Genomic DNA, 21,490 nt, shown 5'->3' with positions numbered 1-21,490 from the left:
CGCTCAGGACGGACCGGCGCGCAGGCGCTGGCGGAGCTCCGCGTTCTGGCCGGTCTCGACGACGATCAGGCCGGTCAGGATGACCACGAGGCCGGCCAGCCCGGCCAGCGGCGGCAAAGCGGCGGCCGCGGGCACGACGACCAGCAGCGCACCGGCGGTCAACAGCCGCGGCACACTGTGCGCGCCGTGCACGCGGTGCTCGAACACCAGGTGGCCGCCGAGGTAGAGCGCGAGGCCGCCGAAGAGCGCGAGCGCGGAGAACAGCCCGAGCGGCCGGCTCTCGCCGGCGCGCCCCAGCACGCCTCCCACACCGAGCGCGGCGAGCAGGATGCCGGCCACGATCGGAAATTGGCCGTAGGTGTAGGCCTCGACGGCCAGGGCGACCCGGTCGCGGCCGTGTGCCTCCTCGAGCCTGCGCTCGGCGGCCCGCGACACCACGTCGAAATAGAGCCACCACAGGCAGATCGCGGTCGCGATGCCGAGCACGCCCGCGAGCAGCAGCGACAGGCTGACCGGTTGGCCGGCGGCGCCGATGCCGATCGCGACGACCGACTCGCCGATGGCCAGGGTGACGAAGAGGCCGTGCCGCTCGGCCAGCTGCGCCGCGTCGTGCAGACCCCGGCGCCGCGCGGCGAGGTCGCCGCCGACCCACTCGACCAGGACGGCGACGGCGAACAGCACCAGTTGCGCGCCGCCGCCCAGCAACGCGCCGGAGATCAGCGGCGCGGCGCCGGCCAGCATCGGCAGCCGAGTGACCCGCATCCGTCGCTGTGGCGCGTCACCGGCGACGGCGTGGCTCCCGAGGTGCACCCACCGCACGAGCAGGTAGGCGAGGACCAGCACCAGCGGCCCGTCGAGGCCGCCAGGCCCGTCGTGCCAGGCTTCGGGAATCGTCAGCGCGATCGGGAACATCAGCACCATCGCGACGACCATGCCGGCCCGCGACGGGTTGCCCGGCCAGGAGTAGCCGGACCAGGTGCCCCACAGCAGCGCCAAGGTCAGCAACCCTCGCACGACGCCGATGGCGGTGTGCTCGTGCGCCATGTAGGCGGTGATCCGGATGACCGCGAAGACGTAGACCAGATCGAAGAACAGCTCGAACGGCCCAGCCCCATCCGCCCGACGGCGCTCGTCCACCATGGCCGGACCCTACCGAGCGGCACCGGCACATGGGTGCCGCCCGGACGTCAGCCGGTGCTGACCGATCGGGCCAGTGACTCTTCGCCCCACCAGGTGCCGGTGTCGCCGTCGTACTGGGCGGCGCGGAACTTCAGTGTCGCGCCCTCCTTGAAGTCCTTGTCGCAGACGGCCCAGGTGCCGGCGCCGTGCGCGTTGCGGCAGGTGCCCCAGCGGCCGTAGTCCGTGACCCAGCGGGCGACCGCCGACGCGTGGTCGGCGCTCGACAGGTCAAGGACGAAGATCTTGTCGCCGTACGGCTCGAAGCACACGCCCGAATAATCCGTCTGTACGCAGTAGAACGTGCCCGTCGGCCCTTCGCTGAGCGGGCCCTCGTCCCACTCGTAGGAATAGGCCGCGCTGGCCGGCGCCGCGCCGAGCGCGACGGCGACCGCCACGCCCGCCACGCCCGCGGCGAGTCCCTTCACAAGCCGAGTAATCACCGTTGGCCCTCCCTGCCGTTTGTGTCGACAGCCGCATCGCACGGCATGGGGCTTGCCAACTCCTTGCCACGCCTGTCCGGGCCAAACCGTGCACCCGCCGCCGGTCGCTAAGCGGTCAGTTCCGCGACGCCGGGGCCGGAAAGCCGGCCCAGGGCCGCACGCCGGCCGGTCAGCAGGAGCAGGATCGCCTCGATCGGGCCCTCGATCACCCGGCCGGTGCCGACCCGGAAGTCGGCGTCGGTGGCGACGAAGGCATACCCCCGCAGCTCTTTCATCGCGCTGAACAGCCAGGGCCGGGACCAGATCCGGGCGGCGGCGGCCGCGGCCGCGTGCGGCGGCATCTCGTGCCGGCGGCCGAGCGGGAGCATGATGTCCTGGCTGTGCACCAGCACGTCGATCAGCGCCTCGTTGTCGGTCACGAACGGCACGTGCCGGCGCGAGCCGACCTGCCCGCGGATCTCGGCGATCAGCTCGCCGGTCGGCCGCGCGGCCTTGGTGGCGGTGGTCTCGCGGACGGCCCGGTCGAGGTTGCCGCGGGCGCGGACCACGCCGCGCAGCACGGTGCCGACGCCGATGTGCTGGAAGGTCAGGTGCGCGGTCACGTCCCGCACCGTCCAACCGGCGCACAGCGAGGGCCGGCGCCACTCGGCGTCGGTCAGCGAGTCGAGCTGGTCGGTCAGCGTGCGGCGCTGGTCGTCGATGACGCGCCACAGCTCGTCACGATCCATCGGTGCCTCCCAGGAGCGCTTCGACCAGTGGCGACAGCCGCCGGCCGGGGTCGAAGGCCGGGTCCGGGTTGGCCAGCTCGTGCAGGACCAGGCCGGTGTAGGCGTTCATCAGGATCGGCGCGTCGCGTTCTGGGTGGGTCGACCCGGCGACCCGCAGCCACAGGGTGAACCAGGTGTCGACCCGGGTGCCCGCGGCCAGCAGCCGGTCGCGCAGCGGTGGGTGGTGGGCCGCCTCCACCAGGATCACGTAACGGGCCAGGGTCAATGTCCGGTGTGGACCGACGGCGGCCAGCGCGACGTCGGCGAGCACCGCCGCCAGCTCGGCCGGGGTCGCCGGCACGGTGCGGGCGGCGAGCTCGTCCCAGTTGGCCTTCTCGCGGGCGGCGAACCGGTCGACCACCGCCTCGAGCAGCGCGTCGCGGGTGCGGAACAGGTTGGAGGTGGCGCCGGCGGGCACGCCGGCCTCGGCGTCGACGGCGCGGTGCGTCACCGCGCGCACCCCGCCCGTGCCGAGCAGGGTGATCGCGGCGTCGAGGACGTCCTCCCGGCGGCCCATGCCAGCGATACTACATCTGTAGTGTGAGAGACTACAAGCGTAGTCTAACCGAGAGTGAGATAGGCGAACCCCATCAGGTCGCGGTGTCCCCGGAGCCAGATGTCGCGCTGGTTGTCGAGTTTGGAGCGCAGGTCGGCCGCCTCCGGGTGGCCCGGGTTGGCCAGCAGCCACTCCTCGGCGTCGGCGGCCAGCCCGGACTCGAACTCCTCCCACTCGGCCCGGGTGGCGGTCTCGATCCGCAGCGGCCGGAACCCGGCGGCGGTCGCCCGGTCGACCAGCCCGGCCAGGTCGTCGCAGTCGTCGACGGTCATCCCCGCCCACATCCGCGCCAGCCGCTCCGGTGGCGGCGGCTGTTCCCAGAACTCCGCGCCGAACAGCAGCCGGCCGCCCGGGTTGACCAGGCCGCGCAGCGCACGCAGGCCGTCGGAGAGGTCGCCGAAGGCGTGGTAGGCGCCGATGTTGATCACCAGGTCGGCGCCGCCGTCGTGGTCGGCGGCCGGCCCGTCGACGAATGTGACCCGGTCGGCCAGGCCGCGGGCGGCCGCGTTGGCGCGGGCCCGGACCAGGTCGGCGGCGTGCGTCTCGACGCCCACTCCGGTCGCGCCGGGCGCCGCCGCCAGCACCCGCAGCAGCAACTCGCCCCAGCCGCAGCCGAGGTCGAGCACGGTCGCCGGCCCGCGGGCGGCAAGGGACGTGGCGAGCCGGTCGGCCCGGGCCGCCGACAGCGGACCGTTGAAGTCGAGGTAGGCACCGGTGCCCAGCGGGGGAGCGTGGCTCACCGCCCGGACGCTAGCCATCCCCGCCCGCCACCGCCATGGGATTACCGGCGGAACCGGCGGCGGAGCAGGTCGGCCGCGGTGCCCCAGAGCCCGCGCCGGAACACCAGCACCACCACGACGAACAGGCCGCCGGTGACCAGGCCGACCGACTCGAAGCCGGCGAAGGAGAGCCAGTCCTCCAGCCGCACCAGCAACCCCGCGCCGACCACACCGCCCCAGAGCGTGCCGATGCCGCCGAGCACCACCATCACGACCGCCTTGCCGGAGGTGGTCCAGTGCAGGGTGTCCAGGGTGACGAACCGGTGCGCCATCGCGAACAGGCCGCCGCCCAGCCCGGCCAGGAACGCCGACAGGACAAAGGCCAGAAGCTTGTAGCGGTGTACGGGGTAGCCGAGCGCCCGGGCCCGGGCCGGGTTGTCGCGGATGCCGACCAGCACCCGACCGAACGGCGAGTTGACGATCCGCCAGGCCGCCCAGAGCCCGAGCAGCACGATCGGCAGGGCCGCGTAGTAGAAGTAGTACGCGTCGGTCAGGTCGAGCCCGAACAACTCGCGCGGCACGCTCTGCAGGCCGTTCTCGCCGCCGGTCAGCCCGCGCCGGTTGTTGGCCACGTAGTAGATCAGCTGCGCGAAGGCCAGCGTCACCATCGCGAAGTAGATGCCGGTACGGCGTACCGCCAGATAGCCGATCGGCACGGCGAGCGCGGCGGCGACCAGCGCGCCGGCCAGCACCGCGACCGGGAACGGCACGCCCGCGTGGATGGCGATCAGGCCGCTGGCGTACGCGGACGTGCCCCAGAAGGCCGCGTGGCCGAACGAGAGCAGGCCGGTGAAGCCGAGCAGCAGGTCGACCGCGACCGCGAACAGCGCCCAGCACAGGATATCGACGGCCACGGCGGCGTAGAGGCCGTTGGGCAGCCACAGGGCCACTGCCAGGCCGGCGGCCAGCAGGGTCCAGCGCACCCAGCGAGGCGCACCTGTCGCGGCGCGCACCACGGACCGGGCCGGAGCGGTGACGGTCATGCCGGTGCCTCCTCGCGGCCGAACAGGCCGGCCGGCCGCCAGAGCAGCACGATCGCCATGATGACGAAGACTGAGGTCTGCGCCACGATGGGCCACTGGTCCAGATAGGACTCGCCCCAGGCCTGCACGAGCCCGATGCCGAAGCCGGCGGCGACCGAGCCGAAGATCGAGCCCAGCCCGCCGATCACCACCACCGCGAACACCACGATCACCAGGTCGGCACCCATCAGCGGGTTGACGGCCCGCATCGGCGCCGCCAGCACGCCGGCCAGGCCGGCCAGCGCGATGCCGAAGCCGAACACCGGGGTCACCCAGCGCCCGACGTCGATGCCGAGCGCCCGGGTCAGCTCCGGGCGCTCGGTCGCCGCCCGCACCACCATGCCGATCCGGGTGTGTCCGAGCAGCCACCAGACGGCGACGCAGGCCACGACCGCGAAGGCGAGCACGAAGACGCGGTACGCGGGGAAGTCGAACAGTCCGAAGTCGACGGTGCCGACCAGCAGGTCCGGCGTGCCGTACGGGCTCGACTGGGTGCCGTAGCGCATCTTCACGAGGTCCTGGAGCACGAGCGTCAGGCCGAAGGTGAGCAGGAAGTTGTAGAGCGGATCGAGCCGGGCCAGCGGATGCACCAGAGCCCGCTCCACTCCCATGCCGAGCACGCCGAGCGCCACCGGCACGATCAGCAGGGCCCACCAGAACGGCACGCCGAACTCGGTCAGCAGCAGGTACGCGCCGACCGCGCCGAGCATGTAGAACGCGCCGTGCGCGAAGTTGACGACCCGCAGCATGCCGAAGATGACGGACAGGCCGAGGGCGAGCAGGGCCAGAAAGGCCCCGCTCACCAACCCGTCGAACGTGTGCTGGAGGAACGCGCTCATACGGTTCGCCCGCTCATAGCTTGCACTCGGCCGAGGGGCTGCGGAAGGCTTCGGCGGCCGGGATGGTCTTGAGGATCTTGACGTAGTCCCAGTCCTCGGTGACCTCGGCCGGCGTCTTGACCTGCGCGAGATAGGCGTCGTGGATGACCCGGTGGTCCTCGGCCCGGATCTTCCCGTGGCGCAGGAACACGTCGTCGATGCTCTTGCCCTCGAGTTGCTTGACCACCGCGTCGGCGTCGTCGGTGCCGGCCGCCTGCACGGCCTCCAGGTACTGCAGCGCCGCCGAGTAGTTGGCGGCGTGCGCGAACGTCGGCCGCGAGCCGGTCTCCTTCAGGAACCGGTCGGCGAACGTGCGGTTCTCCGCGTCGAAGTTCCAGTACCAGGCGTCGGTGTAGGTGGTCCCGGCCAGCGCGGCCGGCGTCAGCGAGTGGATGTCGGTGAGGAACATCAGGCCGACCGACAGGCCCACGCCCTTCTCCCGGAGCTTGAACTCGTTGTATTGCTTGACGAGGTTGACCAGGTCGCCGCCGGCCTGCATGGTGCCCAGCACGTCGGGCTTGGGGTTGAGTGTCGGCGCCTTCAGCAGGAACGTGGAGAAGTTGTCGTTGGGGAACGGCGTCGCGTCGCGGCCGACGATCGTGCCACCGGCCCCGGTCACCGCGGCCGAGAAGCTCTTCTCCATGTCCTGCCCGAACGCGTAGTTCGGGTAGACGATGTACCAGTTCTTCGCACCCTGCTCGGTCACGGTCCTACCGGTGCCGTTGGCGAGCATGTAGGTGTCGTAGGCGTAGTGGAACGTGTATCTGTTGCAGGCCTTGCCGGTCAGGTCGGTGGTGGCGCCGCTGATGTTGAAGTAGAGCTTCTTCTTCTCCTTGGCGACGTCGGCCACCTTGAGCGCCGCCGACGAGGTGGGCACGTCGAGGATGGCGTCGACCCCCATCCGGTCGTACATCTCGGCGGCCTTGGTGTTGGCCACGTCCGGCTTGTTCTGGTGGTCGGCGGTCTCCACCGTGATGTCCTGGGTGATCGCGTCGTTGCCGTGCTTGGCCTTGAAGTCGGCGATCGCCATCTCCACGGCCTTCACCGAGTTGGTGCCGGACAGCGCCAGGTAGACGCCGGACTGGTCGTTGAGGACGCCGAGGACGATCCGGTCGCCGGAGAGCTTGCTGTCCGACGAGCCCTGCGGACCCCCGCCACCGCAACCGGAGAGCAGGAGCGCCAGGGCGGATGCCGCCGCGACGGTGCCACGCTTATTCATGAGCCGCCTCCAAGGGATTCAGATTCCGAGGTACGTGAGCAGTTCGCCTTCGCGCTCCCGGACCTCGTCGTTGCGGAGCGTCTCGACCACCCGGCCCTCGGCGAGCAGGTGGTGGCGGTCGGCGACGCCGGTGGCGAAACGCAGGTTCTGCTCGACCAGCAGCACCGCGGTGCCCTGGGCCCGCACCTGCCGCAGGATCTCGGCGACCTGGGTGACCAGCAGCGGCGAGAGCCCCTCGGTCGGTTCGTCGCAGAGCAGCACCCGGGCTCCCATCCGGAGCACCCGGGCCAGGGCGAGCATCTGCTGCTCGCCGCCGGAGAGCTGGGTGGCGGCCGCGGCCCGGCGCTCGCGCAGCACCGGGAAGGCCTCGTAGACCCGCTCGAGGGGCCACGGGTCCGGGCCGACCGTCGGCGGCAGGGTGAGGTGCTCGGTGACGGTGAGCGAGGCGTACGCGCCGCGGTCGTCGGGCACCCAGCCGAGCCCGAGCCGGGCCCGGCGATGGGCCGGCAGCGGCCCGAGGTCGCGGCCGTCGAGCGTCACGGCGCCGCGCTGGCCGGCGTGCAGTCCCATCACGCAGCGCAGCAACGTCGACTTCCCGGCCCCGTTGCGGCCGACCAGCGTGACGACCTCGCCGGGCGCGACGGTCAGCGCGACGTCACGCAGCACCGTCGCCTCGCCGTACCAGGCGCGCAGCCCGTCAACCCGCAACATCGGCCGCTCCCAGGTAGGCGGTGATCACCCGCGGGTCCGCGCGGACCTCGTCGTAGGGCCCCTCGGCGAGCACCCGGCCGGCCTGGAGCACGGTGACCCGGTCGGCGAGCCGGCCGACCACGCTCATGTTGTGTTCGACCAGCACGACGGTGCGGCCCGCGCGGACCCGGCCGATCAGGTCGACGGTGCGGTCGACGTCTTCCAGGCCCATGCCGGCGGTCGGCTCGTCGAGCAACAGCACGTCGGGCTCGAGGGCCAGCGCGAGGGCCAGTTCAAGAGCTCTTTTCCGGCCGTACGGGAGAGCGTCGGAGGGCACCTCGGCCAGTTCTTCCAGGCCGACCATGGCCAGCAACTCGTCGGCGCGGTCGCGGTAGCGCCCGAGCAGCTTGGCCGACCGCCAGAACTGCCAGCCGAGGCGGCCCCGGCCCTGCAGGGCCAGTTCGACGTGTTCGCGGGCCGACAACTGGGGGAACAGGCTGGTGATCTGGAACGAGCGGGCCACACCGAGGCCGGCGATCCGCTCCGGCGGCAGCCCGGTGATGTCCCGGCCGGCCACCTCGATCCGCCCGGATGTCGGTTTAAGGAAGCCGGTGAGCAGGTTGAACAGCGTCGTCTTGCCGGCGCCGTTCGGGCCGACCAGCGCGTGCACGGTGCCGGCCGCGACCGCCAGGTCGACCCCGTCGACCGCCCGGAACCCACGGAAGTCGCGGGTCAACGTGTGGGCGGAGAGCATCGGCTCCGCCATTCGCGCCTCCCGCTGTCGTTTTCGTCACACCCCGGCGACGCATTCCGGAAACGTACGAGGGATGCGTTCGCGTCGATATGTCGATGGGCCACATAAAACGAGCCGGATCGATGGGCCCCTGGTGGTGGGGTTTCCCCTACCGACAGCGCGCGCCGCGGGGCGGGACAATGGGTCGTGATGGACTGGGAAGAGCGGATCCGCGCGGCGCGCGAGACGGGGTTGCGCGGGCTGCTGCTCGCGCTGCGCTCGCTCGTCGGGCTGCCCCTTCTCGTGGCCACGGTGATCTCGATCGCGCTGGTGCCGCTCGGCGTCGGGCTGTTCCTGGTGCCGCGCGCCCTGGCCGCCGTCCGCCGGTTCGCCGACGAGCAGCGCGAGCGCGGGCGGGCCTGGTCCGGCGTCCGGGTCGACCGGCCCTACCACGGCCCGGTCCACGGCCTGCGCCCGCTGTGGCAGGCGGCGACCTGGCGTGACCTGCTCTGGCTCGTGCTCAACATCCCGATCGGCACGGCACTCGGGGTGGTGCCGGTCGCGCTGACCGCGTGGTCGGCGCTCGGCCTGGTGATCGCCCCGGTCGCGGTCGCCGGCGGCGCCGAGGGCGAGTTCTGGCGGGTCGCCGTCGGGATCGGGCTGGTCACCCTGGCCACGCTGGTGATCTTCGCGCCGGCCATCCTCGAGTTGCATGCCCTGTTCAGCGGCACCCTGCTCAGCCCGGCCCGGCGCGACCTGGAGGAGCGGGTCGACCGGCTGGAGGTGACCCGGGCCGACGCCCTCGACGCCAGCGCCGCCGAACTGCGCCGGATCGAGAAAGACCTGCACGACGGCGCCCAGGCCCGCATCGCCGCGCTCGGGATGACCATCGGCCTGGCCGAGCAACTCGTCCGCAGCGACCCGGCCAAGGCCGAGGCGCTGCTGGCCGAGGCCCGCGACACCAGCGGCCAGGCGCTGGCCGACCTGCGCCGCCTGGTCCGCGGCATCCACCCGCCCGTGCTGGCCGAGCGCGGGCTGGTGGAGGCCGTCCGGGCGCTCGCCGTGGTGCTGCCGGTGCCGACCACGGTCGACGCCGACGCGGGCGTACGCGCCGCCGCGCCGATCGAGGCCGCGCTCTACTTCGCCGTCGCCGAGGCGCTGGCCAACGTGGCCAAGCACAGCGGCGCCGGGCGCGCCTGGGTCACGGTCCGCGCGCCGGCCGGACGGGTGGTCGTGGAGGTCGGGGACGACGGCACGGGTGGCGCCGACGCGCCCTCGGCCGGCGGGCTGGCCGGGGTGCGCCGCCGGCTCGGCACGTTCGACGGCCGGCTCGTCGTGGCCAGCCCCCGGGGCGGCCCGACGGTGTTGACGATGGAGGTGCCGTGCGGGTCGTGATCGGCGAAGACCAGACGCTGCTCCGCGACGGCCTGGCCCGGATACTGACCGCCTACGGCGAGACCGTCGTCGCCGCGGTCGGCACCGCCCCCGAACTCCGCGAGGCGATCGCCGACGCGGAGGCCGACGTCGCGATCGTGGACGTGCGGATGCCGCCCAGCTTCACCGACGAGGGCCTGCGGGTGGCCACCCAGGCCCGGGCCCGGCGACCCGGATTCCCGATCCTGGTGCTCTCCCAGCACGTCGAGGTGCTCTACGCCCGCGAGTTGCTCTCGGACGGCCGGGGCGGCCTCGGCTATCTGCTCAAGGACCGGGTGGCCGACGTGGCCCGGTTCGTCGAGGCGGTCCGGATCGTCGCCGGCGGCGGCACGGTGCTCGACCCGGACGTGGTCGCCGACCTGCTCGGCCGGCGCGGGCGCGAGGAGTCGATCGCCCGGCTCACCCCGCGCGAGCGCGAGGTGCTGCGGCTGATGGCCGAGGGCCGGGCCAACGCCGGCATCGCGCACCGGCTCGGGGTCACCGAGAAGGCGGTCAACAAACACATCAACAACATCTTCGGCAAGCTCGGCCTGTTGCCCGACGGCGACGACAACCGCCGGGTGCTGGCCGTGCTCAACTACCTCGAATCGCCGTAGGGACGACCCCTCGCGAGTGACCACCATGGACGCTCGGACCGGCGTACGCTGACGGGCCGTGACCGATACGTATACCGTCTCGCGGTCGATCGACATCGCCGCGCCACCGGCCCGGATCTACGAGAAGATCGCGGATTTCCACCACTGGACACAGTGGTCGCCGTGGGAAGACATGGACCCCGACATGGTGCGCGACTATTCCGGTGCCGAGTCCGGGCCCGGCGCCGCCTACGCGTGGTCGGGCAACAGCAAGGCGGGCAAGGGCCGGATGGAGATCGTCGAGGCGGCCGAGCCGTCCGACGTCAAGATCGATCTGGCCTTCGAGAAGCCGTTCAGGTCGCGCAGCGAGATCCGCTTCGCGGTGCTGCCGGCCGGCGAGGGTGCCCAGGTGACCTGGACGATGGTCGGCACCAAGACGGTGATGACCCGGATGATGTCGATGGTCAGGTCGATGGACGCGATGATCGGCCCTGACTTCGAGAAGGGCCTCGCCCGTCTGAAGACGGTGACCGAGGTCGGCTGAGACCCCTTCAGGGTGGATCTCGGTCCGGCCACACCTTGGGTAACCGGATGGTGACGGTCGCGGTGAGCCCGTCGCCATGCGCGCTGAGGTCCAGCGAGTCGGTGAGGGCGGCAGCCAGCCACAGGCCGCGCCCACCGGGGACGTGCGGGTCGGGCTTGCGCACCCGGGGCGCGGTGGCGGCGCCCCCGTGGTCGGTCACGTGGCACGTGAGCGTGGTCCGCTCGACCTCGAGATCGAGATGACCGGCGCCGCCGCCGTGCTCGACGGCGTTGATGGCGAGCTCGTTGACCGCGGTCACGAAATCGTCGATCTCGTCGCCGAGCAGGCCCTGGGCGTGCAGGTGGGCGGTGACGGCCTTGCGCAGCCCAGACACCGTGCCGGCGGAGAAGTCGGCGGCCAGCGGACGTGCGTGATCCGGCCCTTGGTCGTCGATCACCGGCTCACCTCATATCCGCGTCGGGCAGTTACATACCCCAGCGGGGCGGCACATAGACCTCACCTTGGTCAGGTGTTGTCGCGGTTGCCGCTGACCGCCAGCCGGAACAGCCGCTGGTCGCGCGACCGGGCGGCGTCGTCGGGCCGGCCGCGAGCGCGGTCAGCGTCGCGACGACCGTCGGCCGGTGGTCGGGCGACACGCCCTCGACGAGCGTGTAGGGCGTCGCGCCGAGCGACCACAGGTCGCCTTCCACGCTGGAAACGCCGTGCCGGGCGGTCTCCGGCGCGACGAAGGACCTGGTCCGGAACCTCACCCCGCCGTCGGCGACCACCGCCAGCCCGAAGTCGGTGAGCACCACCCGGCCGTCGTCGGCCAGCAACACGTTCTGCGGCTTGACGTCGCGGTGGATCACGCCGGCGCGGTGCGCGGTGTCGAGGGCGGTGAGGATCTCCAGCCCGATAACGGCCCGCGTTCGGCGACGACCTCGTGCAGCGTCTTCGCCGGCACGTACTCCACGACGATCCAGGGTCGGTCCGGGCGCACGATGTCGAGCCGTGGCGCAGCCGGGAGGCGGCCCGGGCCTCGCGCAGCCCGTCCTGCCAGCGGTCGGTGTCGGCCAGCCACGGTGGGGTCCGGGTCTGGGCCGGAGTAGCGTTGGCGTTGTGCGGAGTTTGTCCGTCTTGCTGCAGCAACGCCTGGTCAACCCCGTGGTCCGGCTGGCCTGGCGTGCCCGGCTCCCGATCCCGGGCGACGCCCTGCTGGAGACCACCGGCCGCCGCACCGGGCGGCCGCGCCGCACGCCGGTGTGCGACGGCCTCGACGGCGACGTCTTCTGGCTGGTGTCGCAGCGCGGTCGCGCGGCCGACTGGGTGCGCAACGTGATGGCCGAGCCGCGGGTGCGGGTCAAGGTGGAGGGCGGGCGCGGCGCGGCCTGGCGGGCCGGCACCGCGCGTATCGTCGAGGCCGACGACCCGCACGCGCGCCAGCGCGCGATCGCGCGGGGCGGCCTCGCGCGCCGCCTCTGTGTCAGCACGTCCGCGGTCAGTGATGCCGACCCGCTGACCGTCCGCGTCGACCTCGATCCACTGTGATCACGGGAGCAGCCATGGTGCTCGACGAACAGTTCACGGCGACGCTGGTGAAGAGCCCGGCCAAGGGCGGCCACACCTACGTCGTCTGGCCCCGGTCGGTCGCGTTCTTCGGCACCCGCGGCCTGGTGAAGGTGCGCGGCACGATCGACGGGCACCCGTTCCAGAGTTCGTTCATGGCCCTGGGCGACGGCACCCACAAGCTCCCGGTCAAGGCCGAGGTCCGCAAGGCCATCGGCAAGGAGGCCGGCGCCACCGTCACGGTCGTCCTGGCGGAGCGCGTCTAGGCCGGGTCGGCGCGGCCCGCGACGGGCGAGGACGTCGGCCGGCGCCGCCTGGTGCCGAGCAGGCCGAGCGCGACGATGCCGATGCCGAGAACGACCACCACCCACCAGACGCCGCGTTCGGCGGTGGTGAAGGCCGCACCGGTCGAGGCGGAGCCGACGATGGTGCCGGCGATCGCGACGCCCAGCGTGATGCCGGTCTGGCGGCCGGCCGAGGCGACCGAGGCGGCCAGCCCGGCCATTCCGGGCGGCATGCCGGCCACCGCCGAGTTGGTGACCGGCGGGTTGACGGTGCCGTTGGCCACGCCGAACAGCGCGAAGGTGGCCAGCACAGTCGGCAGGGCCGTGGTCGGGCCCAGGGTGAGCGAGGTGGCGCCGCCGAGCGCCAGTGCGACGCCGGCCACCACCAGCGGCAGGCGCGGCCCGCGGTTACCGACCACCCGGCCGGCCACCGGCGCGAGGAGCACGATCAGCAGGCCGACCGGCAGCAGGCACAGCCCGGCCGCCAGGGCCGACAGGCCGCGGATGTTCTGCAGGTAGAGCGTGGTCACGAACAGGAACGCGCTGAAGCCGCAGAGAGCGAAGACCGCCATCAGGATCGCCGAGCTGAACGGGAGGCTGCGGAACAGGCGCAGTTCGAGGAGCGGGTCGGTGCGGCGCGGCTCGTACCACAGGATGGCCAGCACACCCAGCGCCGCGACGGCGAGCGGCCCGAGGACCACCGGCGAGGCCCAGCCCCACCGCTCGGACTCGATGATCGGGTAGACGACGCAGCCCAGCACCACCATCACCAGGACCTGCCCGACGGGGTCGAAGCGGCGCGCCCGGTCGGCCCGCGACTCCGGCACGAAGAGCGCGGCGGCCACGATGGCGACGGCCACGATCGGCACGTTGACCCAGAAGATGGCCCGCCAGCCGAACCCGTCGACCAGCGCACCGCCGAGGATCGGGCCCAGCGCCAGCGAGACACCCGACATGCCGCCGAAGACGCCGATCGCGCGGGCCCGCTCGGCCCGGTCCGGGAACGTGGTGGCGACGATCGCCATCGCCACCGGGTTGAGCATCGTGCCGCCGACGGCCTGCACCGCGCGGGCCGCGATCAACGCGCCGATGTTCGGCGCCAGGCCGCACAGCAGCGAGCCGAGCCCGAAGGCGGCCAGGCCGATCTGGAAGACCCGCCGCCGCCCGACGCGGTCCGCGGTCGATCCGGCCAGGAGCAGAAAACTGGCCAGCACCAGGGTGTACGCGTCGATCGTCCATTGCAGACCGGAGACCGAGGCGTGCAGGTCGTCGCGGATCGCCGGCAACGCGACGTTGACGATGGAGATGTCCATCACGACGACGACGATGCTGGTGCAGCAGATGGCGAGCACCAGCCACCGGCGGCGCGGGCGCGGGCCGGCGGCGGCGGTCTTGTCCAGGGTCGAAACACTCACAACGTCGACGCTAGGATTTAGAGCGTGCTCGAAGTCAACCCGCGCCCGATCCCCGCGGCCGGCCTGAGCATCGCCGAGGCCGCCCACCGCACCGGGGTCAGCGCGCACACGCTGCGTTACTACGAACGCGCCGGCCTGGTCGTCACGACGGTCGACCGGACGGCCGGCGGCCGGCGCCGCTACCGCCAGATCGACCTCGACTGGATCAAGGTCTGCACGAAGCTACGGGCCACCGGCATGCCGATCAGGGTGATCCGCCGCTACGCCGAGTTGGTCTGCGCCGGCCACGGCAACGAGCAGGAACGCCTGGCCCTGATGACGGCGCACCGCGCCGAGGTGGTCGCCCGCATCGCCGAACTGACCGAAAACCTGAAAGCCATCGACCACAAGATCGACGTCTACCGGGGCCGCCTGGCCGCCGGCGATGCCGATCGGCTCTGGGCGCCCCGGGCGAGCTGACCGGCACGGCCGCGTCGGGCGGAGTCGCGTACGACACGCCCGCCCGCGCTTTCTTGACTCGTTCCAGAAAAGTGGTCCACACTCTCACGGTGCGCGCGACGTTCGAGGCCGAACATCGACTGTGTCGCCGGCGACGCGCCCTGCCTGCCCGCGTCCGACGACCACGGCTACGCCATCGACGAGGCGGAGATCGTCTACCGGGGTCTGTGCCCGGCCTGTGCCTGACGTCCAACCAACGCACCTGCCAAGCAAGGAGAACAGCAACGTGGCAAGCGACAACACCGTCCGGGCCCGGTCCAACCGGGACTGGTGGCCCAACCAGCTCGACGTGACGGTGCTGCACCAGAACCCCCGGGCCGGCGACCCCATGGGCGACGGGTTCAACTACGCCGAGGCGTTCAACACGCTCGACCTCGACGCCGTCAAGGCCGACATCAACACCGTCATGACCACGTCGCAGGACTGGTGGCCGGCCGACTACGGCCACTACGGCCCGCTGTTCATCCGGATGGCCTGGCACAGCGCCGGCACCTACCGGATCCAGGACGGGCGCGGCGGCGCCGGCTCCGGCGAGCAGCGGTTCGCGCCGCTCAACAGCTGGCCCGACAACGGCAACCTCGACAAGGCGCGCCGGCTGCTCTGGCCGGTCAAGAAGAAGTACGGCAAGAGCCTCTCCTGGGCCGACCTGCTCGTGCTGGCCGGCAACTGCGCGCTCGAGTCGATGGGCTTCACGACCTTCGGGTACGCCGGCGGCCGCGAGGACGTCTGGGAGCCCGAGGAGGTCAACTGGGGTACCGAGGACACCTGGCTGGGTGACGACCGCTACAGCGGCGACCGCGAGCTGCGCAACCCGCTCGCGGCCGTCCAGATGGGCCTGATCTACGTCAACCCGGAGGGGCCCAACGGCAACCCGGACGCCCTGGCCGCCGCCCGCGACATCCGCGACACGTTCGGCCGGATGGGGATGAACGACGAGGAGACGGTGGCGCTGATCGCCGGCGGCCACACGTTCGGCAAGGCACACGGCAACGGGCCGGCCGAGAAGGTCGGCGCCGACCCGGAGGGCGCGCCGATCGAGCAGCTGGGGCTGGGCTGGAAGAACGCGCACGGCACCGGCAAGGGCGCCGACACGATCACCAGCGGACTCGAGGGCGCCTGGACGCCGACGCCGTTGACCTGGGACAACACCTTCTTCGACATGCTGTTCAGCTTCGAGTGGCAGCAGACGAAGAGCCCGGCCGGTGCGACCCAGTGGACGCCGACCGACGCGGCCGCCGGCGATCTGGTGCCGGACGCGTACGACACGACCAAGCGGCACGCGCCGATGATGCTCACCACCGACCTCGCGCTGCGGGTCGACCCGAACTACGAGCAGATCTCGCGCCGGTTCCACGAGAACCCGCAGGAGTTCGCCGACGCGTTCGCCAAGGCCTGGTTCAAGCTCACCCATCGCGACATGGGCCCGATCGCCCGCTACCTCGGCCCGCTGGTGCCGGCCGAGCCGCAGATCTGGCAGGACCGCGTACCCCCGGTGACCCATGAATTGATCGGCGCGGCCGATGTCGCCGCGCTCAAGGACGCCGTGCTCACCTCGGGGCTGTCGGTGGCCGAGTTGGTCTCGACGGCGTGGGCCTCGGCGTCGACGTTCCGCGGCACCGACAAGCGCGGCGGCGCCAACGGTGCCCGGATCCGGCTGGCACCGCAGCGCGAGTGGGAGGTCAACGACCCGGCACAGCTCGCGAAGGTGCTGCTCACGCTGGAGGCGATCCAGGAGCGGTTCAACGCGACCGGCAAGCAGGTGTCGCTGGCCGACCTGATCGTGCTCGCCGGCTCCGCGGCGATCGAGCGGGCCGCGCAGAACGCGGGCGTCACCGTCGAGGTGCCGTTCACGCCGGGCCGCACCGACGCGTCTCAGGAGCAGACCGACATCGAGTCGTTCGCCGTGCTCGAGCCGACGGCCGACGGGTTCCGCAACTACCTCGGCAAGGGCCAGACCCGGCCGACCGAGCAGTTGCTGATCGACCGGGCCCAACTGCTGACGCTGACCGCGCCCGAGACGACCGTGCTGGTCGGCGGCCTGCGGGTGCTGGGCGCCAACACCGGGCAGGCGCCGCACGGCGTGTTCACCGTGCAGCAGGAGGCGCTGACCAACGACTTCTTCGTCAACCTGGTCGACGTCGGCACGGTCTGGAAGTCGGCCTCGGAAGACGAGGAGACCTTCGAGGGCCGCGACGCCGCGACCGGGGAGCTGAAATGGACCGGCACGCGGGCCGACCTGGTCTTCGGCTCCAACTCGGTGCTCCGCGCGCTGGTCGAGGTCTACGCCGCCGACGACGCCAAGGAGAAGTTCGTCCGCGACTTCGTCGCGGCGTGGGTCAAGGTCATGAACCTGGACCGTTACGACGTCGCCTGAGGATTGAGCGCACGCACCGTGCGGGCCGGCGCCGAGCCGGCCCGCACGGTGCTTTGCTGTGTGGGTGACAGAAGCCAGACCCGGCCTTGCGCCAGGTGTACGCCGCCCGGCGGGCACCATGTTCGCCGCGCTGTACGGCGAGTTGACGCCGCATCCGTGGCGGGACCCGGACCTCGACGCGTACTTCCTCTTCCACCACCGGTCGGTGGCGATGGGCTGGCTCGCCCGGTGGGGCATGAACGATGCGGGGGAGCAGCACCCGCTCGCCGCTTCCGAACCCCCGCTGGCCGCCTGGTTCCAGGTCGGCGTCGAGCCGCTGCCCGATGACGGCCCGCTGCCGGTGCAGCCGTTTCTTCGGTGTGCCGGCGACGCCACCGAGCGGATCGGGCGCCTGCGGCTGCGGGCGGCGCAGGTGCTGCTGCCGGTCGAGGCGCTGCGGGCCGAGGCTGCCTTCCCGCCCGCGCTGGGCGCCGCGGGTTGGTTCGCCGCCGCCGACCCGGCGTCCCGGGCGCCGGTGCGGGTGACCCTGGACAGCGGGCAGGCGGCAACCGTTCCCGGGGCGGCGCCCCGGCTGTATCACGAGATCAACAGCTTCGACCAGAGCGTGTTCGCGTGCGACGCGTACTCGTTGGTCAATCATGATCCGTTGATCGGGCCGCCCTTCGACGACCGGCTCTGGAACGGCCCGCCCGCGCACCGGACGACCTTCGACGGGACCCTCGCGGAGTGGTCGCCGGACGCGATCGGCTGGTTGGGCGCCTTCCTCGCCGACCTGTGCGCCCGCAATGGCGTCGCGAGCCCGGTCCTGCTGACGGCAACGCTGGCATAAATCGGACTAAACAGGCATATCTTGCGCCAGGCCCGGCCGTTGTCCTGAAGGGATCAGGGCGGCCCGCTCGGGAGATGAATGTGAAGCGTCGCAATGTGGTGCGGCTGGCGATCGCCGCCGGTCTGGTGGTGGTGGCCGCCGTCGCGGCCGGCGCCAGCGCTGGCCGGTCCAGTGTGGAGGGCGACGGCTACGGCAATCCGGGCGGCGTGGCGCCGCGCGAGGCCTGGGCGTGGACCCAGCTCGTCGCCGACCCCGCGCACCCCGGGCAGGTCACCCAGGCCAGGCTGGTCACGCCCGACGCCACCTGCCCGTTCATCGAGATCACCACGCCGGCCGGGCGCGAACGCCACCACATGGTGGCGGAAAGCGTGGTCAGCCAGTACCCAACGGACGCCACCGTCTGCACCTGGCGGGTGCCGCTGAACGCCACCAAGGCGCAGATCGACCGGAAGACCAGCCAGGTGCGCATCCGTCCGCACAACAGCGGCGTCGTGCCGTTGCCGACCTGGGGATCGGGCAAGCGGCCGGAGAACATCGCCGTGATCGGTGACACCGGCTGCCGGATCCCCTCGGGCGGCACCCATCAGGTGTGCGACCACGTGCAGAGTTGGCCGTTCCCGGAGGTCGCGAGCAGTGCCGCGAAACGGCCGGACACGCCCGACCTGGTCATCCACACCGGCGACTACATCTACCGCTCCCGGCCTGGCGACGAGCCCACCCGCTACTGCGGCGACCAGAGCACGAACGAGCGCACCTGGGGCTGTCTGGTCGCCGACCTCTTCGAGCCGGCGCAGTCGCTGATCGCCGCCGCGCCCTTCGTGTTCGTCCGCGGCAACCACGAGACGTGCGACCGCAACGGCGCGGTGTGGTTCCGCTACCAGGCCAACGAGCCGAGCGTCTCGGCTTGCCAGAATTTCAGCCCGCCGGTCCGCGTCGAGGCGGGCAGCCTCGGGCTGCTGGTGATGGACACCTCGTGCGCCTCCGACGGTGCGAACCAGACCTGCGGCACGGCCATGGTGCAGTCCGTGGCCACGACGCAGTTCAACCAGATCAACAACACGCTCGCCGGCCCGGGCGACGACTTCCTGCTCACGCACGATCCTATTTGGACCATCGAGAACGTGACCCCCGGCGGCAATCCGGAGTGGCTCGACCAGCGGCTCGCGGCGGCCGTGACCGCGACCACCGCCCATATGCTGAGCTCCCGGATCAGGCTCGTGCTGTCCGGCCACGTCCACCTCTACCAGATGCTCGACTTCGGCAGCCTCGTCGCGCCGCACCGGCCTCCGCAGATCACCGTGGGTTCGTCCGGCACCAAACTCGATCAGAAGACCTGGACCGACGCCAACCTGATCGGCAAGAACGTCGACGGCCAACCGGTCGGGCAGCTCATCACGCATTCCGAGTTCGGCTACGCGGTGTTGCGCGACGTCACCGGCCCGACCTGGAACCTGCGCTATTTCGACCGGACCGGCCAGCGGGTGCCCGGCACCAACTGCAGCCTGGTCGGCGCCGAGTTCCCGAACTGCACCTGACCGCGACTCAGTCGAGCGGCTGGCGGCCCAGCGTGGCCGGCTCCCTGCCTGCCAGCAGCCAGCCGCCGGCGTAGGCGGCCACCGGCAACCCGACCAGGATCGCCGCGAGGTCCACGACCGGCACGTGGGTCAGCCAGTGCGCCTCGCGGTGATACCAGGCCAGCAGCGCCAGGTAGGCGCCGGCGGCCCCGATCAGCGCGCCGAGCAGCGCCAGCGAACCGGCGGTCGCGGCGGTGAGCGCCCGGCGGGTGCCGCGCCGGTCGCGGTCAGCGGGCCCTGCCCGCCGACATCCCGTCGAGCTCGAGCGGCATCGCGACGTTCTCCGCGGCGGTCAGCCAGGGCAGCAGGTTGAAGTCCTGGAACACGTAGCCGATCGAGCGCCGGCGCAGCCGGGCCCGCTCGTCGCGCGACATCGTCGCCAGTGCCTGCCCGGCCACCAGCACCTCGCCGGCGCTCGCCGACTCGAGCGCGCCGGCGATGGTCAGCAGCGTGCTCTTCCCCGAGCCGCTCGGCCCCATCACCGCCACCATCCGAGCGGCCTCGACCGCGAGGCCGACGTCGGACTGTGCGTGCACCTCGTCGGCACCGTCCCGATAGGTCTTCGAGACCGCCCGTAGCTCCAGCACACTCATCGGCGTATCCCCCGTCCGGCGTCGGATCTGCGGTGTCGCCCGCGGCGTGGCGGGCGGGTCGAACGCGGCCCGCTTGAGCCGCCCGTCGGCGCTGTCGAGCCATTTGACGACCGAGTCTGTTCCGGCTCAAGGCCCGCCGTCGAGGTCGGCGACGACATCGTGCAGCAGCCTCAGGAATGCACCGACCAGCGGCGGGAGCGCCGCGACTGGTCACCGGCCGCGTGCTGCCCGGCCTGGGCACGGCGGTGGCGGCGGGGACCTAGCCCGGGCTGATGCTCCTCGCCCTGCCGTTCCGTGGCACCTGGCGGGTGCGCAACAGCCCCGCGCGGCGGGTGCCCAGCCACGGCACGCACCTGTTCGCGACGACGTACGCGATGGATTTCATCGCCGTTCGCGAAGGGCGCACGGCGCCCACCCGCGACTGGCGCACGCTGCTGGCGACCGAGCCGCCGGACCGGTTCTTCGCGTTCGGCCTGCCGATCCTCGCGCCCGCCGCGGGCACCGTGGTGGCGGTGCACGACGGCGAGCCCGACCACGAGGCCCGCCGGTCGCCGTTGACCCTGGCGGGCTACGCGTTGACCCAGGCTTTGCGGGCCCGGGGCGGCGCGGCCGCGATCGCCGGCAACCACGTGATTCTCGCGGTCGCGGGCGGCTACGTCGTGCTCGCCCACCTGCGGGCCGGCTCGGTCCGGGTCCGGGTGGGTTCGCCGGTGGTGGCCGGCCAGCAGGTGGGGGATTGCGGCAACTCCGGCAACTCGACCCAGCCGCACCTGCACATCCAGGCGATGGACGGGTCCGACCCGTTCGCCGCGCGCGGACTGCCCATGGAGTTCCGCTACCGGGTGGCCGGGCGGGGTGTGATCGAGCGCGGCGTCCCGGGCGAGGCGGAGGTCGTCGAGCCGGGCTGATCTCCGCTACGGTGTCCGGTCGTGAGCGCGGACGACGACTGGCTGGCCGACACCCGGAACTCCTACGACACCGTGGCGGTCAGCTACGCCGAGTGGATCCGCGACTCGCTGGCCGGTGCGCCCGACGTGCTGGCGGCGCTGGCGCACTTCGCCGGCCTGGTCCGCGCGGCCGGTGGCGGGCCGGTGCTCGACGTCGGCTGCGGGCCCGGCCACGTGACCGCCCACCTGCACGCGCTCGGCGTCGACGCGTCCGGCGTCGACCTGTCGCCCGGAATGGTCGACGTGGCCCGGCGCGACCATCCGCACCTGACGTTCACGGTCGGTTCGATGACCGCCCTCGACGTTGCCGACTCGTCGGTGACCGGCCTGCTGGCGTTCTGGTCGCTCGTCCACGTCCCGGACGGCGCGCTGCCCACGGTGTTCGCCGAGTTCCGGCGCGTGCTGCGGCCCGGCGGCCCGCTGCTGGTCGGTTTCCACGTCGGCACCGGGTCGCGGCTGAAGACCGAGGGCTACGGCGGACACCCCATGAAGGTGTACGTGCACCGCCGCCGGCCCGACCAGGTCGCCGACCGGTTGCGCGGGGCGGGCTTCACCGTGACCGACGAGCGGCTGCCCGGCGTCGACGAGGAGTCGGGCATCCTGTTCGCCCGCTGA

The 21,490-nt window shown here is 72.2% G+C and carries 25 protein-coding genes and 1 pseudogene; 12 read left to right on the top strand and 14 right to left on the bottom strand.

What is annotated here, in order from left to right; genetic code table 11:
- Window positions 1–3 precede the first annotated feature (3 nt).
- The 10 genes from AB0J74_RS12060 to AB0J74_RS12015 form a co-directional block, all read right to left on the bottom strand.
- Window positions 4–1,140, bottom strand: a complete 1,137-nt coding sequence (locus AB0J74_RS12060; protein ID WP_363447425.1) for a low temperature requirement protein A — start codon at window positions 1,138–1,140, stop codon at window positions 4–6.
- 47 nt (window positions 1,141–1,187) lie between these two features.
- Window positions 1,188–1,619, bottom strand: coding sequence for a hypothetical protein (locus AB0J74_RS12055; protein WP_363447423.1), 432 nt, complete (start codon window positions 1,617–1,619; stop codon window positions 1,188–1,190).
- Window positions 1,620–1,726: 107 nt separating this feature from the next.
- Window positions 1,727–2,347: a maleylpyruvate isomerase family mycothiol-dependent enzyme gene (locus AB0J74_RS12050; RefSeq protein WP_363447421.1), complete on the bottom strand. Its 621-nt coding sequence runs from the start codon at window positions 2,345–2,347 to the stop codon at window positions 1,727–1,729.
- Window positions 2,337–2,903: a TetR family transcriptional regulator gene (locus AB0J74_RS12045; protein WP_363447419.1), complete on the bottom strand. Its 567-nt coding sequence runs from the start codon at window positions 2,901–2,903 to the stop codon at window positions 2,337–2,339. Before AB0J74_RS12045 ends, AB0J74_RS12050 begins: the two co-directional genes overlap by 11 nt.
- Before the next feature lie 44 nt (window positions 2,904–2,947).
- Window positions 2,948–3,682 carry a class I SAM-dependent methyltransferase gene (locus AB0J74_RS12040; protein WP_363447417.1) on the bottom strand — a complete coding sequence of 245 codons (735 nt, stop codon included), beginning with the start codon at window positions 3,680–3,682 and terminating at the stop codon, window positions 2,948–2,950.
- A gap of 41 nt (window positions 3,683–3,723) precedes the next feature.
- Window positions 3,724–4,704: a branched-chain amino acid ABC transporter permease gene (locus AB0J74_RS12035; RefSeq protein WP_363447415.1), complete on the bottom strand. Its 981-nt coding sequence runs from the start codon at window positions 4,702–4,704 to the stop codon at window positions 3,724–3,726.
- Window positions 4,701–5,582 (bottom strand): branched-chain amino acid ABC transporter permease, encoded by an 882-nt coding sequence (locus AB0J74_RS12030; RefSeq protein ID WP_363447413.1) that lies wholly within the window; start codon window positions 5,580–5,582, stop codon window positions 4,701–4,703. The genes AB0J74_RS12035 and AB0J74_RS12030 overlap by 4 nt, the downstream gene beginning before the upstream one ends.
- A gap of 13 nt (window positions 5,583–5,595) precedes the next feature.
- Window positions 5,596–6,840, bottom strand: coding sequence for an ABC transporter substrate-binding protein (locus tag AB0J74_RS12025; protein ID WP_363447410.1), 1,245 nt, complete (start codon window positions 6,838–6,840; stop codon window positions 5,596–5,598).
- A gap of 18 nt (window positions 6,841–6,858) precedes the next feature.
- Window positions 6,859–7,551, bottom strand: a complete 693-nt coding sequence (locus AB0J74_RS12020; protein ID WP_363447407.1) for an ABC transporter ATP-binding protein — start codon at window positions 7,549–7,551, stop codon at window positions 6,859–6,861.
- Entirely contained in the window at window positions 7,538–8,296 is a 759-nt protein-coding gene (locus AB0J74_RS12015; RefSeq protein ID WP_363447405.1) for an ABC transporter ATP-binding protein, read from the bottom strand. The genes AB0J74_RS12020 and AB0J74_RS12015 overlap by 14 nt, the downstream gene beginning before the upstream one ends.
- A gap of 177 nt (window positions 8,297–8,473) precedes the next feature.
- Between AB0J74_RS12015 and AB0J74_RS12010 the strand changes: the two genes are divergently transcribed.
- From AB0J74_RS12010 to AB0J74_RS12000, 3 genes are read left to right on the top strand one after another with little or no spacing between them, the layout of a single operon-like run.
- Window positions 8,474–9,658 carry a sensor domain-containing protein gene (locus AB0J74_RS12010; protein ID WP_363447402.1) on the top strand — a complete coding sequence of 395 codons (1,185 nt, stop codon included), beginning with the start codon at window positions 8,474–8,476 and terminating at the stop codon, window positions 9,656–9,658.
- Complete coding sequence (locus AB0J74_RS12005; RefSeq protein WP_363447400.1) at window positions 9,646–10,293, top strand: response regulator transcription factor; 648 nt, start codon at window positions 9,646–9,648, stop codon at window positions 10,291–10,293. Before AB0J74_RS12010 ends, AB0J74_RS12005 begins: the two co-directional genes overlap by 13 nt.
- 58 nt (window positions 10,294–10,351) lie before the next feature.
- The gene (locus tag AB0J74_RS12000; RefSeq protein WP_363447398.1) at window positions 10,352–10,816 is read left to right on the top strand and encodes an SRPBCC family protein; all 465 of its coding nucleotides are present in this window, start codon (window positions 10,352–10,354) and stop codon (window positions 10,814–10,816) included.
- 7 nt (window positions 10,817–10,823) lie between these two features.
- On the opposite strand, the gene AB0J74_RS11995 is transcribed toward AB0J74_RS12000, so the two are convergent.
- Both AB0J74_RS11995 and AB0J74_RS11990 read right to left on the bottom strand, forming a co-directional pair.
- Window positions 10,824–11,252, bottom strand: a complete 429-nt coding sequence (locus AB0J74_RS11995; RefSeq protein WP_363447396.1) for an ATP-binding protein — start codon at window positions 11,250–11,252, stop codon at window positions 10,824–10,826.
- A gap of 28 nt (window positions 11,253–11,280) precedes the next feature.
- Window positions 11,281–11,664, bottom strand: a complete 384-nt coding sequence (locus AB0J74_RS11990; protein WP_363447394.1) for a protein kinase — start codon at window positions 11,662–11,664, stop codon at window positions 11,281–11,283.
- A 250-nt stretch (window positions 11,665–11,914) separates the two neighbouring features.
- Between AB0J74_RS11990 and AB0J74_RS11985 the strand changes: the two genes are divergently transcribed.
- Window positions 11,915–12,343: a nitroreductase/quinone reductase family protein gene (locus tag AB0J74_RS11985; protein WP_363447391.1), complete on the top strand. Its 429-nt coding sequence runs from the start codon at window positions 11,915–11,917 to the stop codon at window positions 12,341–12,343.
- A 14-nt stretch (window positions 12,344–12,357) separates the two neighbouring features.
- Complete coding sequence (locus AB0J74_RS11980; RefSeq protein WP_363447389.1) at window positions 12,358–12,627, top strand: DUF1905 domain-containing protein; 270 nt, start codon at window positions 12,358–12,360, stop codon at window positions 12,625–12,627.
- Here AB0J74_RS11980 and AB0J74_RS11975 read toward each other — a convergent pair.
- Window positions 12,624–14,060: an MFS transporter gene (locus AB0J74_RS11975; protein WP_363447387.1), complete on the bottom strand. Its 1,437-nt coding sequence runs from the start codon at window positions 14,058–14,060 to the stop codon at window positions 12,624–12,626. The two genes, AB0J74_RS11980 and AB0J74_RS11975, sit on opposite strands and share 4 nt — an antisense overlap.
- Window positions 14,061–14,084: 24 nt before the next feature.
- Between AB0J74_RS11975 and AB0J74_RS11970 the strand changes: the two genes are divergently transcribed.
- From AB0J74_RS11970 to AB0J74_RS11950, 5 genes and pseudogenes are all read left to right on the top strand, one after another.
- Complete coding sequence (locus AB0J74_RS11970; RefSeq protein WP_363447385.1) at window positions 14,085–14,519, top strand: MerR family transcriptional regulator; 435 nt, start codon at window positions 14,085–14,087, stop codon at window positions 14,517–14,519.
- Between the two features lie 111 nt (window positions 14,520–14,630).
- A pseudogene (locus AB0J74_RS11965) lies at window positions 14,631–14,744 on the top strand (transcriptional repressor); the annotation flags it as partial.
- A 40-nt stretch (window positions 14,745–14,784) separates the two neighbouring features.
- Window positions 14,785–16,932, top strand: a complete 2,148-nt coding sequence (gene katG / locus AB0J74_RS11960) for a catalase/peroxidase HPI (protein ID WP_363447383.1) — start codon at window positions 14,785–14,787, stop codon at window positions 16,930–16,932.
- A gap of 64 nt (window positions 16,933–16,996) precedes the next feature.
- Window positions 16,997–17,761, top strand: coding sequence for a hypothetical protein (locus AB0J74_RS11955; protein ID WP_363447381.1), 765 nt, complete (start codon window positions 16,997–16,999; stop codon window positions 17,759–17,761).
- An 80-nt stretch (window positions 17,762–17,841) separates the two neighbouring features.
- Window positions 17,842–19,296 (top strand): metallophosphoesterase, encoded by a 1,455-nt coding sequence (locus AB0J74_RS11950; RefSeq protein ID WP_363447379.1) that lies wholly within the window; start codon window positions 17,842–17,844, stop codon window positions 19,294–19,296.
- A 266-nt stretch (window positions 19,297–19,562) separates the two neighbouring features.
- Here the strand turns inward: AB0J74_RS11950 and AB0J74_RS11945 are convergent, their stop codons facing one another.
- Complete coding sequence (locus tag AB0J74_RS11945) at window positions 19,563–19,928, bottom strand: ATP-binding cassette domain-containing protein (protein ID WP_363447377.1); 366 nt, start codon at window positions 19,926–19,928, stop codon at window positions 19,563–19,565.
- A gap of 272 nt (window positions 19,929–20,200) precedes the next feature.
- Here AB0J74_RS11945 and AB0J74_RS11940 point away from each other — a divergent pair, with 272 nt between their 5' ends.
- A complete protein-coding gene (locus tag AB0J74_RS11940; protein ID WP_363447375.1) occupies window positions 20,201–20,836 on the top strand; it encodes a M23 family metallopeptidase in 636 nt (211 codons plus the stop codon).
- Between the two features lie 21 nt (window positions 20,837–20,857).
- Window positions 20,858–21,490: a methyltransferase domain-containing protein gene (locus AB0J74_RS11935; protein WP_363447372.1), complete on the top strand. Its 633-nt coding sequence runs from the start codon at window positions 20,858–20,860 to the stop codon at window positions 21,488–21,490.

It is taken from the genome of Asanoa sp. NPDC049573 (assembly GCF_040676615.1).
GTDB lineage: Bacteria > Actinomycetota > Actinomycetes > Mycobacteriales > Micromonosporaceae > Asanoa.
This window is presented reverse-complemented; position numbering and strand designations above follow the sequence as displayed.

Excerpts from the sequence above, each read along its gene's own strand:
- AB0J74_RS12035 (WP_363447415.1), bottom strand. The coding sequence starts at position 4,704 with ATGACCGTCACCGCTCCGGCCCGGTCCGTGGTGCGCGCCGCGACAGGT.
- AB0J74_RS11940 (WP_363447375.1), top strand. The coding sequence starts at position 20,201 with ATGCTCCTCGCCCTGCCGTTCCGTGGCACCTGGCGGGTGCGCAACAGC.
- AB0J74_RS12045 (WP_363447419.1), bottom strand. The coding sequence starts at position 2,903 with ATGGGCCGCCGGGAGGACGTCCTCGACGCCGCGATCACCCTGCTCGGC.
- AB0J74_RS12030 (WP_363447413.1), bottom strand. The coding sequence starts at position 5,582 with ATGAGCGCGTTCCTCCAGCACACGTTCGACGGGTTGGTGAGCGGGGCC.
- AB0J74_RS12020 (WP_363447407.1), bottom strand. The coding sequence starts at position 7,551 with ATGTTGCGGGTTGACGGGCTGCGCGCCTGGTACGGCGAGGCGACGGTG.
- AB0J74_RS12050 (WP_363447421.1), bottom strand. The coding sequence starts at position 2,347 with ATGGATCGTGACGAGCTGTGGCGCGTCATCGACGACCAGCGCCGCACG.
- AB0J74_RS11980 (WP_363447389.1), top strand. The coding sequence starts at position 12,358 with ATGGTGCTCGACGAACAGTTCACGGCGACGCTGGTGAAGAGCCCGGCC.
- AB0J74_RS12010 (WP_363447402.1), top strand. The coding sequence starts at position 8,474 with ATGGACTGGGAAGAGCGGATCCGCGCGGCGCGCGAGACGGGGTTGCGC.
- AB0J74_RS12060 (WP_363447425.1), bottom strand. The coding sequence starts at position 1,140 with ATGGTGGACGAGCGCCGTCGGGCGGATGGGGCTGGGCCGTTCGAGCTG.
- AB0J74_RS11945 (WP_363447377.1), bottom strand. The coding sequence starts at position 19,928 with ATGAGTGTGCTGGAGCTACGGGCGGTCTCGAAGACCTATCGGGACGGT.
- AB0J74_RS12025 (WP_363447410.1), bottom strand. The coding sequence starts at position 6,840 with ATGAATAAGCGTGGCACCGTCGCGGCGGCATCCGCCCTGGCGCTCCTG.
- AB0J74_RS12015 (WP_363447405.1), bottom strand. The coding sequence starts at position 8,296 with ATGGCGGAGCCGATGCTCTCCGCCCACACGTTGACCCGCGACTTCCGT.